Origin of the sequence: Streptomyces sp. NBC_00557 (assembly GCF_036345995.1) — a bacterium.
Classification (GTDB): Bacteria; Actinomycetota; Actinomycetes; order Streptomycetales; family Streptomycetaceae; genus Streptomyces.
Genome location: NZ_CP107796.1, coordinates 5,773,544 through 5,788,573, shown reverse-complemented (window position 1 = coordinate 5,788,573; position 15,030 = coordinate 5,773,544). Strand labels below are relative to the sequence as shown.

General features: G+C 69.4%; 11 protein-coding genes. 2 read left to right on the top strand and 9 right to left on the bottom strand.

What is annotated here, in order from left to right:
• Nucleotides 1–399 precede the first annotated feature (399 nt).
• Nucleotides 400–2,094, top strand: coding sequence for a sensor histidine kinase (locus tag OG956_RS25285; RefSeq protein WP_330340279.1), 1,695 nt, complete (start codon nt 400–402; stop codon nt 2,092–2,094).
• Here OG956_RS25285 and OG956_RS25280 read toward each other — a convergent pair.
• The 3 genes from OG956_RS25280 to OG956_RS25270 all read right to left on the bottom strand — a co-directional run bounded on the left by OG956_RS25280 (nt 2,083) and on the right by OG956_RS25270 (nt 5,507).
• Nucleotides 2,083–2,457 (bottom strand): anti-sigma factor antagonist, encoded by a 375-nt coding sequence (locus tag OG956_RS25280; protein WP_330340278.1) that lies wholly within the window; start codon nt 2,455–2,457, stop codon nt 2,083–2,085. The two genes, OG956_RS25285 and OG956_RS25280, sit on opposite strands and share 12 nt — an antisense overlap.
• Before the next feature lie 169 nt (nt 2,458–2,626).
• Nucleotides 2,627–3,031 (bottom strand): DUF1003 domain-containing protein, encoded by a 405-nt coding sequence (locus OG956_RS25275; RefSeq protein WP_330340277.1) that lies wholly within the window; start codon nt 3,029–3,031, stop codon nt 2,627–2,629.
• Nucleotides 3,032–3,122: 91 nt separating this feature from the next.
• Nucleotides 3,123–5,507 (bottom strand): phosphoketolase family protein, encoded by a 2,385-nt coding sequence (locus OG956_RS25270; RefSeq protein ID WP_330340276.1) that lies wholly within the window; start codon nt 5,505–5,507, stop codon nt 3,123–3,125.
• Nucleotides 5,508–5,772: 265 nt separating this feature from the next.
• Here OG956_RS25270 and OG956_RS25265 point away from each other — a divergent pair, with 265 nt between their 5' ends.
• Nucleotides 5,773–5,940 carry a hypothetical protein gene (locus OG956_RS25265; protein WP_330340275.1) on the top strand — a complete coding sequence of 56 codons (168 nt, stop codon included), beginning with the start codon at nt 5,773–5,775 and terminating at the stop codon, nt 5,938–5,940.
• Between the two features lie 38 nt (nt 5,941–5,978).
• Here OG956_RS25265 and narI read toward each other — a convergent pair whose 3' ends face one another.
• The 6 genes from narI to OG956_RS25235 form a co-directional block, all read right to left on the bottom strand.
• Nucleotides 5,979–6,746 (bottom strand): respiratory nitrate reductase subunit gamma, encoded by a 768-nt coding sequence (narI, locus tag OG956_RS25260; RefSeq protein WP_330340274.1) that lies wholly within the window; start codon nt 6,744–6,746, stop codon nt 5,979–5,981.
• On the bottom strand, nt 6,743–7,405 hold the full coding sequence (gene narJ, locus OG956_RS25255) for a nitrate reductase molybdenum cofactor assembly chaperone (RefSeq protein ID WP_330340273.1): 663 nt from the start codon (nt 7,403–7,405) through the stop codon (nt 6,743–6,745). Before narJ ends, narI begins: the two co-directional genes overlap by 4 nt.
• Nucleotides 7,402–9,111 carry a nitrate reductase subunit beta gene (gene narH, locus OG956_RS25250; RefSeq protein WP_330340272.1) on the bottom strand — a complete coding sequence of 570 codons (1,710 nt, stop codon included), beginning with the start codon at nt 9,109–9,111 and terminating at the stop codon, nt 7,402–7,404. The genes narJ and narH overlap by 4 nt, the downstream gene beginning before the upstream one ends.
• A 1-nt stretch (nt 9,112) precedes the next feature.
• Nucleotides 9,113–12,853, bottom strand: a complete 3,741-nt coding sequence (locus tag OG956_RS25245) for a nitrate reductase subunit alpha (RefSeq protein ID WP_330340271.1) — start codon at nt 12,851–12,853, stop codon at nt 9,113–9,115.
• A 198-nt stretch (nt 12,854–13,051) separates the two neighbouring features.
• Complete coding sequence (locus OG956_RS25240; RefSeq protein ID WP_330340270.1) at nt 13,052–13,525, bottom strand: hemerythrin domain-containing protein; 474 nt, start codon at nt 13,523–13,525, stop codon at nt 13,052–13,054.
• 22 nt (nt 13,526–13,547) lie between these two features.
• Entirely contained in the window at nt 13,548–14,795 is a 1,248-nt protein-coding gene (locus OG956_RS25235) for a nitrate/nitrite transporter (RefSeq protein WP_443065604.1), read from the bottom strand.
• Nucleotides 14,796–15,030 lie beyond the last annotated feature (235 nt).

Below are 15,030 nucleotides of genomic sequence, written 5' to 3'. Positions count from 1 at the left end.
GGCGCTCACCGACGTCTGAAAATGAGCGGTCGCCCGCCACCCCGTAGATCGTTGAAAGCTTCATGCAGCAGATCAGCAGCGACGTGGACCGGCAGCCACGGCCAAGATTCGCCCGTCTATCGGATGCCTACTGGATGTTGCCCGACTCTCCCCTGTACGACGGCATCCGAGACAGCCCGAATCGGGACTCTTATCCATGTAACACCCGATGTCACCGGGCCAAGCCGTGCGACGTCCCACCAGCAGCCAACCGCTCGTGAGCCGCGCCGATGCAAACCGCCGGGTGCCGTCCAACGGCTTCGGCTCGTCGGGCATGCTTGGGGGGTGTGCCGCGAGACGGTGAGGAGAGCTGTGGTGGACGAACGCGCGCAGGGTTCGCGTGAGGTGGAGACGTCCGGGATGTCTCCACAGCTGCGGCTGGACGCACTGCTGGACGACCTACAGCAGCAGGTCGCGCAGGTCCGGGCGGCCCGGGACCGGGTCCACACGCTGCTCGACGCGGTGTTGGCGGTCGGCTCCGACCTCGACCTGGAGGTGGTGCTGCACCGCATCGTGGAGTCGGCGGTCGCCCTGGTCGACGCCCAGTACGGGGCTCTCGGCGTGCTGGGCGAGGAAGGCACGATCAAGCAGTTCGTCACCGTCGGCATCGACGAGGAAGCCATCGCCCGGATCGGCCACTACCCGCGTGGCCAGGGCATCCTCGGCCTGCTCATCCGCCACCCGGAGCCACTGCGCTTGGCCAACCTGGCGGATCACCCGGCATCCGTCGGCTTCCCGGACGGGCACCCGCCGATGACCAGCTTCCTCGGCGCCCCCGTCCGCGTACGCGACCAGGTCTTCGGCAACCTGTACCTGACCAACAAGAAGAGCGGCGCGGAGTTCGACAGCGACGACGAGGCGGTGCTGCGCACCCTAGCCGCAGCGGCCGGCGTGGCGATCGACAACGCTCGACTCTACGACGACGCCCACCGCCGACAGCGGTGGCTGGCCGCCAGCAACGAACTGACCCGCAGCCTCCTGTCCGGCGCGGAGCCTGCCGCCGTGCTGGACTCCTTCACTGCCACCGTGCGCGAGATCGCCGGTGCGGACATGGTCACCCTGGCCGTGCCGGTCGGCGACAAGGGCGAACTCGTCATCGAGGCCGCCTCGGGCGCGCCGGCCGAAGAGGTCCGTGGGCTGCTGCTGCCTGCCTCAACTCTGGCCGCCAAGGTCTACACGTCCGGAGAGACGATCACCAGCGAGGCCGTCAGCGCCGACCCGCGCGCGGAGGGCGGCAGCGCCTCGGTGGTGGAGCTCGGACCCGCCTTCTTCGTCCCCCTCGGCACCCGCGAGCACGTCCGCGGCGTGCTGCAGGTCGCGAACGTACCAGGCGGCGCCCTCTTCACCGACGCCGTCATCGACATGGTCACCGGGTTCGGCAACCAGGCCGCACTGGCCCTGGACGTCGCCGAGCACCGGCGCGATACCGAACGCATGGTCGTACTCAACGACCGCGACAGGATCGCCCGGGACCTGCACGACCTGGTCATCCAGCGGCTGTTCGCGGGCGCGCTGTCCCTGCAGTCCACGCTGGGTCGAGTCACTGACCGGCCGCAGGTCAGCGAACGGATCCAGCGCGTCGTGAACGACCTGGACGACACCATCAAGATCATCCGCTCGACCATCTACGGTCTGCGCGAGCACGACCAGACCCGGCACGGCAGTGGACTGCGCGCGCAACTCGTGGCGGCCACCGAACAGGCAACCGAGCTGCTCGGCTTCGCCCCCGCGCTCCGCATGACCGGGCTGCTGGACACGGCCGTGTCCGCCGACCAGGCCGAGCAACTGCTGGCCGTGCTCGGCGAGGCCCTGTCCAACGCCGCCCGGCACGCGCACGCCACCAGCGTCGACGTCGGCGTCGAGGTCACCGACTCCGCTCTGCGGCTGCATGTGGCGGACAACGGCCGCGGAATCGACCCGGCGATCACCCGCCGCAGCGGCTTGGCCAACCTGCGTAAGCGCGCGGAGGAGTTGGGCGGCAGCTTCAGCGTCTCCGCTAACCAGCCGAGCGGCACCGTCGTCGAGTGGGTCGTTCCGCTCTCCTCAACAGGCTGACGCTTCCCGCCGATCGAGGGCTTCGTCGAGCGTCTCGTAGACAGGGAACATCACCGTCAGGCGGACGATGTGCAGGATGCGCAGGGTCAGAGGGTGTGTGCACACGAGCACCAGCTGTCCGCCGCGCTCGTCGGCCCTGCGGCGGGCGCGGCACAGGAGGCGCAGACCGGAGCAGTCGAAGAAGTCCACATCAAGGAGACTGACGATGACGGAGGGAGCGGCCGGTTCGGTGACGGTGTCCAGAACCGGGATGATCTCGTCCGCCGCCACGATGTCGATCTCTCCCCGCAATTCGACGACGGCATGTCCTCGCGTGCGGTAGGTGCGGATGTGGCTGCGGGCTGGCTGAGGACTCAGGCGCATGATCGATTCATCTGAGGGTAGGCAGCGGCTTCGACGCAAGGGAACTGGGAGAACGGCTCCCTAGAGTCAACTTCCCCTCAACCGGCGGGCTTTCACCACCGCTTCTTGACAACGGGCAGCCTGTATTCCGGCCAGCCAAGACGCGAACGTCGCCGAGACGCGTTGGCGGCTACGGGTCGCCGCCGCCGTCGATCAGACGCCTGTGGAGTTCCGTGGTCATCATGTGGATGGCCCGAGTCAGCTCGGTATTGGTCTTGAGCTCCAACTCCTGCTCGACGAAGTCGTGGTCGGCCTTGATCTGCTGGAAGGCCGCCTGCCGGTTCTGTCCGATCATGACGAACGTGGACAGGAAGATCGCTTCCAGTGACACCACCAGGGTCAACGTGGGCCAGGGGCTGGACTCGAAGAGCAGCATCCAGGCCGCGAAGGCGACGGCGTGGATGTAGACGAACGTCATCGAGCCGGCGAACTTGGTGATGGCGTCGGCGACGCGTAGCTGAATGTCCTCGGCACGCCTGCTGTGATGAGCGATCACCGCTGGGTGGTGTCGTACCTCGGCTACGGACTGACTCATCTCGGCGTACCTCTCACGTAGGGATCGTGCGCGCCGCACGCCCCGGCTGCCCTGTCGGGCGGCCGGGGCGTCGGGGACGTAAGACGGCTGGTCAGCCATCCCACGTCCAGTCGGCGACCTCGGGCAGGTCCATACCGTGCTCGCGAATCCAGGCGTGGTGGCGCTGGCGGGCGTCCTCCATCTGCTGGCGTACGGCGGCTGCGCGGACCGCGAGGCCGGGGACGCGGTCGATGACGTCCATGACGAGGCGGTAGCGGTCGAGGTCGTTGCGGACGACCATGTCGAACGGCGTGGTGGTGGTGCCGATCTCCTTGTAGCCGCGCACATGCAGGTTGCGGTGGCCGGTGCGGCGGTAGGCCAGGCGGTGGATCAGCCACGGGTAGCCGTGGTAGGCGAAGATCACCGGCTTGTCGGTGGTAAACAGGCCGTCATACTCGAAGTCGCTCATGCCGTGCGGGTGTTCCTCGCTCGGCAGCAGCCGGGCGATGTCGACCACGTTGACGACCCTTACCGCCAGCTCTGGCAGGTGGCGGCGCAGCAGTTGGGCAGCGGCTAGCACCTCCTGGGTCGGGACGTCGCCGGCGCAGGCCAGCACGACATCCGGTTCACGGGTACTGTCCTCGGTGCCGGCCCACTCCCAGATACCTGCGCCGCGTGCGCAGTGGACCTTCGCCTCCTCGATGGAGAGCCAGTCGAAGCAGGGCTGCTTGCCGGCCACGATCACGTTGACGTAGTCCTTGCTGCGCAGGGCGTGGTCGGCGACCGACAGCAGGGTGTTGGCGTCCGGCGGGAAGTAGACCCGCACGGCCTCGGGGCTCTTGTTGAGGATGTGGTCGACGAAGCCGGGGTCCTGGTGGGAGAAGCCGTTGTGGTCCTGGCGCCACACGTGTGAGGTGAGCAGGTAGTTGAGGGAGGCGATGGGGGCGCGCCAGGGCAGGCGTCGGGTGGTGCGGAGCCACTTGATGTGCTGGTTGACCATCGAGTCGACGATGTGGACGAACGCCTCGTAGCAGGAGAACAGTCCGTGCCGGCCGGTGAGGAGGTAGCCCTCCAGCCAGCCCTGACAGGTGTGTTCGGACAGGATTTCCATCACCCGGCCGTGACGCTCGAGGTGCTCGTCCACTTGGAGCACCTGGGCCTGCCAGGCCTTGCCGCTGGCCGCGTAGACCGCCTGGAGCCGGTTGGAGGCGGTCTCGTCGGGGCCGACGAGGCGGAAGTCGCGCCGCCCGCTCGTGGCGTGCATGACGTCCTGGAGCATGTCGCCGAGAACACGGGTGGGTTCGTGCAGGGTGGCGCCGGGCTTGTCGACCTCGACGGCGTACTTCTCCAGGGGCGGCAGGGGCAGCTCGCGCAGCAGCAGGCCACCGTTGGCGTGGGGGTTGGCACCCAGCCGGCGCCTGCCCTCGGGGATACAGGCGAGTACCTCGGGGCGCGGGGCGCCGTGCTCGTCGAACAGCTCCTCCGGCCGGTAGGAGCGCAGCCACTGCTCCAGTTGCCGCAGGTGCTCGGGGTTGTCCCGTACGGCGGCGAGCGGTACCTGGTGGGCGCGCCAGGTTCCCTCCACGGGCAGGCCGTCGACCTCGGCAGGGCCGGTCCAGCCTTTGGGGGTGCGCAGCACGATCACTGGCCAGTGCGGCCGCTCCACTACGCCGTCCTCACGGGCACTGCTCTGGATGGCCGCGATGCGTTCCAGCGCGTCGTCCATCGCGGCGGCCATCGCCCGGTGGACGGTCATCGGGTCGTCGCCGGTGACGTGGATGGGGGCGTGTCCGTAGCCGCGCAGCAGGTCGTCGAGTTCGTGCTCGGGCAGGCGGGACAGCACGGTGGGGTTGGCGATCTTGTAGCCGTTGAGGTGCAGGATCGGCAGGACAGCGCCGTCGTGGACGGGGTCGAGGAACTTGTTGGAGTGCCAGGAGGCGGCCAGCGGCCCGGTCTCGGCCTCGCCGTCGCCGATCACGCAGGCGACCAGCAGGTTCGGGTTGTCCAGGGCGGCCCCGTAGGCGTGGGAGAGCGAGTAGCCGAGTTCGCCGCCCTCGTGGATCGAGCCGGGCGTCTCCGGTGCGACGTGGCTGGGCACCCCGCCGGGGAAGGAGAACTGCCTGAACAGCCACGCCATGCCCGCCGCGTCCCGGGTGACGTCCGGGTACGTCTCGGTGTACGAGCCCTCCAGCCAGGAGTTGGCCAGCACGGCCGGACCACCGTGACCCGGCCCCCAGATACACAGGGCGTCCAGGCCGCGGGCCTTGATGACGCGGTTGAGGTGGGTGTGCACCAGGTTCAGGCCAGGCGACGTGCCCCAGTGGCCCAGCAGCCGCGGTTTGACGTGCTCGGGGCGCAGAGGCTCGGTGAGCAGTGGGTTTGCCATGAGGTAGATCTGGCCGACGGACAGATAGTTCGCGGCGCGCCAGTGGGCGTCCAGCGACCTCAGCTCATCCTCCTCCAGCTGGACGGGCCTCTGCTGCGTGTCGACGGACATCGAGGATCCTTTCCGAGTCGGGGCAGGGCTCCGGGTGCCGTGCATGCCGGTCTGCACGCCCTACCCTCTGCCGCCGCGCCGGGTACCCGACAGGGCCGTTCGGGCCACACCTGCCGCGCAGAACCAAACGGAGCATGTGTCGAAGGGAGCCGAGCCGGGGGTTCGTCACGAACACGCCCCGCTGGGCCAGCAGGCCAGGACTCATCCCGTTTATCCCACCGGAGGTCGGAAAGGCGTCCGCACACGACCCGAAGGAGGCGTACCCGTGGGAGCACTGGTCTGGCTGTTGATACCGGTCGTCGTCGGGGTGGGGGCCGCTATCTGGTCCATCCTCGTGCAACGCATCCACAGGCCGCCGCTGGGTCGTGACTTCGCCCGCCGCCAGCGGATGAAGGAAGTGCTGGAGCGGAACTCGGTCCCTGACAGGCGCTGAGGTCACAAGCCTTCAGCGGAATGCCTGCACGGCATTGGTCAGCCCACACGCTCCCAGCCGCGGCGGGGAGGGCGTGCACCGAGCTGGGTGTCGCGGCTGCGGTAGACGATGTAGGGGCGGGTGAGGTAGCCGATCGGCGCGGTGAGCATGTGGACGAGGCGGGTGAAGGGCCAGGCCGCGAAGAGCAGCATCGCGCTGATCGCATGGAGCTGGAAGAGGACGGGGGCCCCGGTCATCCGGTCGGGCTTGGGCTGGAGGTAGAAAATAGAGCGGAACCAGATGGAGATGGTCTCCCGGTAGTCGTAGCCGCCGCCAAGGAGGTTGGCCGCGACCGTGGCGGACAGTCCGAGCGCGATCGTCAGCGTCAGGGAGACGTACATCGCCTTGTCGTTGCGGGTGGTGGCGGAGAAGACCGGGCCGACGGTGCGCCGCCGGTAGATCAGGATGGCCAGCCCGCCGAGCGTGGCGACGCCCGCGATTGTGCCCAGGACGACCGCGCCCATGTGGTAGGCGTTCTCGCTGATGCCGGCCGCTTCGGTCCAGCTCTTAGGAATGACCAGGCCACCGATGTGGCCCAGCAGGACCACCAGGATGCCGAAGTGGAACAGCGGGCTGCCGATGCGCAGCAGACGCCGTTCGTAGAGCTGGGAGGAGCGGGTGGTCCAGCCGAACTTGTCGTAGCGATAGCGCCAGACGTGGCCGAGGACGAAGATCGCGAGAGCGATGTACGGCAGGACGATCCACAGCAGGATGCCGCCGGTGCCGACCTGCGCCGCCAGGATGTGGGACTGCGCGGGTGTCGTCATCGGGGGCCTCCTACGACGGGGGTGGGCAGGAACACCGGGGATGCGTATGGGTCGAGGCCGACCTCTTCCTCGGGCGGGCCGTCCGCAGCAAGCCGGAGGACGGCTTCGCGTTCGTCGCCTGCGAGGGCGGGGAGGGTGGCCGAGACGGAGTTCAGCACGTGGGCCCAGGGCGAATTGTCGTCGTTCAGGGCCAGGCGCAGCAGCTCCAGGCCGGCGCGGTGTTCGGTGAGCAGGCGGCGGCCGGTGGGAGGGTCGGTGGCGGCGAACTCGAGAACGACGGCGAGGTGGTCGGGCAGTTCGTCGTCGCCCAGACGCCACCCGCTCGCGGCGTAGGTCTGTTTCAGCCGCAGCAGGGCGATGCCGCGCTTCCGGGTGTCACCGTGGGCGTAGTACGTCAGGTACGGGCAGCAGCGTTTGCGGTGGTCGAAGGTGGCGACGTAGGCCGTGGCCAAGTCGGATGTGGTCGTCTGCTCGGCATGGGTGGTGAAGCGGAGCAAGGGGCGGGCGACCGGTTCCGGCAAGGTGGTGGCGACCCTGCCCGCCAGGGACAGGCGCTGCTCGAACTGCTCGTCGGGGTAGGCGAGAAGCAGGGACTGGGCCTGCCAGGCGTAGGGGTGCAAGGGCTCGGTGCGGGCTGTGCGCGTGGTCTTCCTCTTCATGGCTTCGGCTCGACCTCCCCACCGCCGCCGGTGGCTGTCGTCCCGTCGTCGCCGGTTGCCGCTCTGGCCGGAAAGAGGCCGGGTGGGGAGCCCTTGCCGTCCCAGTTGAGGAGGTTGACGCGAGTGGCCTTGTCGGTAGGAGCTGCGGGGGTGTCGGAGGTCTGCCGGTCCCGCAGGGCGTGGAAGTTCTCCACCGCGATGGGTGCGGCACCGCCGGAGGCCTCGCCGAACGGGCCGGAGCCTCCCATACCGGGGCCGCCCTCGTAGTCCAGGCTGCACTCGGTGGCCAGTTCCTCCAGCTTGTGGGCCTGTTCGGCGTGGGCGGGTGGGATGACGTACCGCTCGTCGTACTTAGCCAGCGCCAGCAGCCGGTACATGTCGTACATCTGCTCCTCGCCCATGCCGACTTCCTTGGGAATGGCGGCGTTGGGCTCGCGGCCGAGGTTGATGTCGCGCATGTAGGAGCGCATGGCCGCCAGGCGTCGCAGCACCGCGTCGACGGGGGCGGGGTCGCCCGCGGTGAACAGCTGGGCGAGGTAGTCGACCGGGATGCGAAGGGCATCGACAGCGGCGAAGAGGTTGCGATGGTCCTCGGCGTCGTGCCCGGTGTCACGGACCGCGTCGACCACTGGGGACAGCGGCGGGATGTACCAGACCATGGGCAGGGTGCGGTACTCCGGGTGCAGCGGCAGCGCCACCTTGTACGTGTTGATCAAGGCGTGGATCGGGGAACGTTGGGCGGCCTCGATCCAGTCCCGCGGGATGCCTGCCTTCTCCGCCTCGCGTACCACGTCCGGGTCGGTCGGATCGAGGAATACCTGGCGCTGGGCCTCGTACAGGCCGGTCTCATCGGGCGTGGACGCGGCCTCGAGAACCTTGTCGGCGTCGTAGAGGACCAGGCCGATGTAGCGAAGCCGGCCGACGCAGGTCTCGGAGCACACGGTGGGCAGTCCGACCTCGACGCGCGGGAAGCAGAAGGTGCACTTCTCGGCCTTGCCGGTGCGGTGGTTGAAGTAGACCTTCTTGTACGGGCATCCAGTCACGCACATCCGCCAGCCACGGCAGCGGTCCTGATCGACCAGGACGATGCCGTCCTCGGTGCGCTTGTAGATCGCTCCGGAGGGGCAGGAGGCAGCGCAGGACGGGTTGAGGCAGTGCTCGCAGATGCGCGGCAGGTAGAACATGAAGGTCTGCTCGAACTCGAGCTTGATCTTCTCGGAGACCTCGGCCAGGAGGACGTCCTTTTCGCCGGTAGCGGCGGAGTTGCCGAGGTCGTCGTCCCAGTTCGCCGACCAGGAGATCTTCATGTCCTTGCCGGTGATCAGGGACTTGGGACGGGCGACCGGGGTGTACTCCTGCAGGGGCGCGTTGGTCAGCGTCGCGTAGTCGTACGTCCAGGGCTCGTAGTAGTCGTCGAGCGTGGGCAGTTTGGGGTTGGAGAAGATCTGGATCAGCTTCTTGAACCGGCCACCGGCCTTGAGCGTGAGCCGACCGCGCTTGTTCAGTTCCCAGCCGCCCTGCCAGGTGTCCTGGTCCTCGTAGCGGCGGGGGTAGCCCTGACCGGGACGGGTCTCGACGTTGTTGAACCACACGTACTCGACGCCGGTGCGGTTGGTCCACGCCTGCTTGCAGGTGACCGAGCAGGTGTGGCAGCCGATGCACTTGTCGAGGTTCATCACCATCGCCATCTGGGCCATGACGCGCATGTCAGTACGTCACCTCCTGGTTGCTGCGGCGGCGGATGACGGTGACCTCGTCGCGCTGGTTGCCGGTCGGACCGAGGTAGTTGAAGGCGTACGACAGCTGGGCGTAGCCGCCGATCAGGTGGCTGGGCTTGATCAGCAGGCGAGTCAGCGAGTTGTGGATTCCGCCCCGGCGACCGGTGGTCTCGGTGCGGGGCACATCGATGAGCCGGTCCTGGGCGTGGTGCATGTAGACGGTGCCCTCAGGCATGCGGTGCGAGACAATCGCGCGGGCGGCGACGACGCCGTTGCGGTTGACCGCTTCGATCCAGTCGTTGTCCTGCACGCCGATCTTCGCCGCGTCGGCGGTGGACATCCAGATCGTGGGCCCGCCCCGGGAGAGGGAGAGCATGAACAGGTTGTCCTGGTACTCGGAGTGGATGGACCACTTGTTGTGCGGGGTCAGGTAGCGCACCGTCACGCCCAGCTCGCCCACCTCACCGAGGTGGGGTTCGCCGAACAAGGCGTCCATGTTCAACGGTGGCCGATACACCGGGAGTTGTTCGCCGAGTGCGGTCATCCAGTCGTGGTCGAGGTAGAAGTGCTGGCGGCCGGTGAGGGTGTGCCAGGGCTTGAGGCGTTCGACGTTGACCGTGAACGGGGAGTAGCGGCGCCCGCCGGTCTCCGAGCCGGACCACTCGGGCGAGGTGATGACGGGGACGGGGGCGGCCTGGGTGTCGGCGAAGGTGATCTGCTTGCCCTCGTGTTCGGCGGCAAGGTCCGCCAGCCTGGTGCCAGTGCGCTGCTCCAGGGTGTGGAAGCCCTGCGTGGCCAGGTGGCCGTTGGTGGTGCCGGACAGCGCCAGGATCGCCTCGCAGGCATGCACGTCCCGGGCCAGCAACGGGCGGCCGTCGGCCGCTCCCCCGCGCACGGTGCCGTTCTTGTGCCGCAGGTACTCCAGCTCCCGGGCGACCTTGAAGGTGATCCCCTTGGTGGTGGCGCCGAGGGAGTCCAGCAGCGGGCCGAGCGCGGCCATCTTCGCGGCGACGGCACCGTAGTCGCGCTCGACGGTGACGAGCTTGGGCATGGTGCGGCCGGGAACCGGCTCGCACTCACCGGCCTTCCAGTCGCGGACCCGGCCGTGCGGGGTCGCCAGGGCGTCCGGGGTGTCGTGCAGCAGTGGGGCCGCCACCACATCCTTGCGGACGCCCAGATGCTCGGCGGCCTGTCGGCTGAACTCCTTCGCGAGGGTCTGGAACGCGTCCCAGTCGGTGCGGGTCTGCCAGGGCGGGGCGATCGCCGGGTTGAACGCGTGCACGAACGGGTGCATGTCCGTGCTGGACAGGTCGTGCTTCTCGTACCAGGTGGCGGCCGGCAGCACCACGTCCGAGTAGAGGGTGGTGCTGGTCATGCGGAAGTCCAGGGTCAGCAGCAGGTCGAGCTTGCCGGTCGGAGCCTCCTCCCGCCACGTCACGTCCCGGGGGCGGCCCTCCGGCGGCGCCTCGGACGCGCGGACCGAGGAGTCGGCGCCCAGCAGGTGCTTGAGGAAGTACTCGTTGCCCTTGGCCGAGGAGCCGAGCAGGTTGGCCCGCCAGACGGTGAGCACACGGGGGAAGTTCTCGGGGGCGTCCGGGTCCTCGCCCGCGAACCGCAGCCGCCCCGCCTTCAGCTCCTCCACCACGTGCTCCCCCACCGCGCGCCCGGCCGCCTCGGCCTCGTCGGCGAGGTCCAGCGGGTTGCGGTCGAAGGTCGGGTATGAAGGCATCCAGCCCATCCGCGCGGAGGCAGCGATGACGTCGGCGGTGGTCTTCCCGGCGAACCGACCACCAGCCACCCCGGCCGCCGACAGGGTGTCGGCCGAGAACGGGTCGTAACGGAACTGGTCGCTGTGGAGGTACCAGTACGCGGTCTGGATCATCTGCCGGGCGGGGCGGTTCCAGTCGGAGGCGGTGGCGATCGCGGAGTAGCCGGTGATGGGGCGGACCTTCTCCTGGCCGACGTAGTGGGCCCAGCCGCCGCCGTTGACGCCCTGACAGCCGGTGAGCGTGGTGAGAGTCAGGAACGCCCGGTAGATGGTGTCGGAGTGGAACCAGTGGTTCGTCCCCGCTCCCATGATGATCATTGAACGGCCGCGGGACTCCTCGGCGTTGGCCGCGAACTCCCTCGCGATCCGCGTGGCCTTCTCCGCGTCCACGCCGGTGATCGCGGTCTGCCAGGCCGGTGTGTACGGCTGGTCCGCGTCCTCGTACGACGTCGGCCACTGGCCCGGCAGTCCGTCCCTGGCCACCCCGTACTGCGCCAGCAGCAGGTCGAAGACGGTGGTCACCAGTTGTCCGCCCACCCGGCGCACGGGAACGCCCCGCCGCAGCAGGCCCGCACTCCCGTTGGGAGCGTCGAAGCGCGGCAGCTCCACCATCACGGGCGCCTCGTCCGAGCCGTCGACGGACAGCAGCGGGTCGATGCCACCCAGGTCGAGGTTCCACTTCCCGGCGCCCGCCTCGCCGAAGCGGTCGCCGAGTGTGCCGCCCGGGACCACGGGCTGCCCGGTGGCCGCGTCCAGCAGCACGGTCCGGAACTCCGCGTGTTCCGCTGCCGCCTGCTCGCCGCCGAGATCGGCAGCGGTCAGGAACTTCCCTGGGGCGTACGTCCCCGGCTCCCGTTCCTCCAGGGTGACTACGAAGGGCAGGTCGGTGAAACGCTTGACGTAGTCCTCGAAGTACGGGGTGCGCCGGTCGACGAAGAATTCCTTGAGGATCACATGGCCCATCGCCATGGCCAGGGCCCCGTCGGTGCCCGGCTGGGCAGCGAGCCACTCGTCGGCGAACTTCACGTTGTCCGCGTAGTCCGGGGAGACCGCCACCACCTTCTGGCCGCGGTAGCGGGCCTCGGCCATCCAGTGGGCGTCCGGGGTGCGGGTGACCGGGAGATTGGAGCCCCACATGATCAGGTATCCGGCGTCCCACCAGTCCCCCGACTCCGGTACGTCGGTCTGGTCGCCGAAGACTTGCGGGGAGGCGACCGGCAGGTCCGCGTACCAGTCGTAGAAGGAGAGCATCACCCCGCCCAGCAGCGAGTAGAAGCGCGCGCCGGCCGCGTGCGAGACCATCGACATCGCCGGGATCGGGGAGAAGCCGGCCAGCCGGTCGGGGCCGTGGGTCTTGATGGTGTGCACGTGGGCGGCGGCGACCATCTCGATCGCCTCGTCCCAGCTCGCGCGCACCAGGCCGCCTTTGCCGCGCACGGACTTGTAACGTCGGGCGCGCTCCGGGTCGGAGACGATGTCCGCCCAGGCAGCCACCGGGTCGCCCAGCCGCGACTTGGCCTCGCGGTACATCTGCAGCAGCACCCCGCGCACGTACGGGTACCGCACGCGGGTCGGCGAGTAGGTGTACCAGGAGAAGGCGGCCCCGCGGGGGCAGCCGCGGGGCTCGTACTCGGGGCGGTCGGGGCCGACGGAGGGGTAGTCGGTCTGCTGCGCCTCCCAGGTGATGATGCCGTCCTTGACGTACACCTTCCAGGAGCACGAGCCGGTGCAGTTCACGCCGTGGGTGGAGCGGACCACCTTGTCGTGCGACCAGCGGTCCCGGTAGAACTCGTCGGCCTGGCGGCCGCCCGTCTTGTGGAGGGTGCGCAGGTCGGCGGAGACCTCGGCCCGGGTGAAGAAGCGGCGGGAGCGGACCAGTGCCTCCGCCACCTCGCCGTCCAGCCCGGCCCTTTCTGAGCGCCTGCGCTTCCTGTCCGGTGTCGGCTCGGTCTCCGTGGCCATCGCGCCGCCTCTTCCCGGGCCTCACGGCCCCTCGGATGCTCGCTTCGGTCCCTTCAGGGAACGCCATTCCTCGCCTTGCCACAATGACCGACACCGACACCTCCGGCCCCGGGATTTCTGCCGTGCCCGGACGCGCAGCAGTCCGCCCGGCGGCAGAGGCTGCGCCGGGCGGACAGGGGCTGAGCAGGGGGCTTCGATTCAGGCGGACGGCTCCGGCATGCGGGTGCCGACCCGGGCACGTACCGCCTCGACGGTCTCCCACTGCTCGGTGCTCAGGAACGCCAGCGCGGCCGGGAAGACGCCGTCCTGCTCCTTGAGGATGTGGTCGCGCAGCAGGTCGAGGGTCTCGATCAGCCGTCCCGGCCAGGTGGGGTCGGCCAGGTACGGTCCGTTCGCCTCGGCCAGCACGGCCTCGATGCGGCGGTGCTCGTCCTCCAGCGCGGCAATCTTCTCGGGGAAGTCGGCGGCCATCGCCGGGAACAGGCCGTGCTCCTCCACCTGGGTGTGCGGCTCCAGTACGGCGGCGATCTCCCGGACCAGCTCCGCCATGTACGCGATCTTGCCGTCGCGGTGGGCGTCGCGTACCTGGCTGATGAGGTTCACCACGGTCTCGTGCTCCAGGGTCAGTTGGTCGATGGACTCCAGCGCCTGGCAGCCGCAGTATTCACACATCGTCCTGTCCGTCCTCTCCCGATCAGTGCGTCTGGGCCGCGGGCAGGCGCCGCATGACCGCGTGGCGCACACCCGTCCCGGTGAAGGCCAGTGCCGCCGCGGCCACGACACCGAGCAGGGCCAGGCCGGCCGCGTAGGAGCCGTAGGTGCCGTACAGCGAGCCCATCACCAGCGGCGGGAGGAAGCCGCCGAGGCCGCCTGCGGCGCCGACGACGCCGGTGATCGAGCCGACCTTGTTCGCCGGGGCCAGGAGCGCCACCAGGGCGAAGACGGCGCCGCTGCCCGCGCCGAGCGCGGCGGCCATGGCCAGGAAGGCGATCGTGCCCACCGGCGCCAGGGACGGTGTGAACGCCTGCACGAAGGCTCCGGCGAGGACGACCGTCAGGACGCCGGCCAGCACCCGCACCGGGCCGATGCGGTCCGACAGCCAGCCGCCGACCGGCCGCATGGCCACCGCCAGCAGGACGAACCCGGCCATGCGGTTCGCCGCGTCCGCCTGGGTCAGGCCGTAGCCGGTCTTCAGGTAGGTGGGCAGGTAGACGGAGAAGGCGACGTAGCCGCCGAAGGCCACCGCGTACAGGGCGGACGCCTGCCAGGTGATCCCGAGCTTCAGGGTGGCGGCCAGGCGGCGGCCCATCGGCTCGGTGGGCATCGTACGGCCGGGTGCGTCGCGCAGCAGCAGGGCGGCGATCACCGCGTAGACCGCCAGGACGGCGGCGGTGATCAGGAAGGGGTTGGCCATACCGTGTGCCTTCACCAGCTTGACCGTGGTCAGCGCGCTGATGGCAGTGCCGCCCATGCCGGCGCCGAAGATCCCGATGGCCAGGCCGCGCCGCTCCGGCGGGAACCAGGCATTGACGAAGGGCACGCCGACGGCGAACGCGGTACCGCCGATACCGAGGAAGAACCCTCCCACCAGCAGTTCGGTGAGCGACGAGTGCCCGGCCAAGCCGAGGTAGAGCACCGGCACGATGGTGGCCGCCGAGACCAGCGGGAACATCACGCGCCCGCCATACCGATCGGTGAGCGCGCCCACCGGGATCCGGCCCAGCGAGCCGACGACCACCGGCACCGCCACCAGCAGCGACTGCTGGAAGGAGCTCAGGTCCAGGCTGTCCTTGAACCGCGGGCCGAGCGGGCTCAGCAGCGCCCACGCCCAGAAGTTGACGGCGAAGCCAACCGTGGCCAGCGCCAGCATCAGCCACGCCCGACCGGATACGGCCGCAGCCGTTGCCGGTCCCGCTTCCTGCTTCCTCGACGGCTGCAGCATTGCCGCCCGTCCCTTCGTCCTCGCAGTGGTGCGGCCCCGGTGATCGGTCCGGGACCGCCAGCCCGCCGACCGCACGACGCGGGCCGGTGACCTGCTGCCAATATCCGCGTGCGGACTCCCCCAGGGGGTGGGCCATCCGGCCTCATCACCCGGCCCGGCCGTCCCCGGTTTCCCGCCCGATGGGGTCGGGCCAGGGCCCCCTCGTCCGAGGTTGCCGGCAGACCTTGGCTGAAAC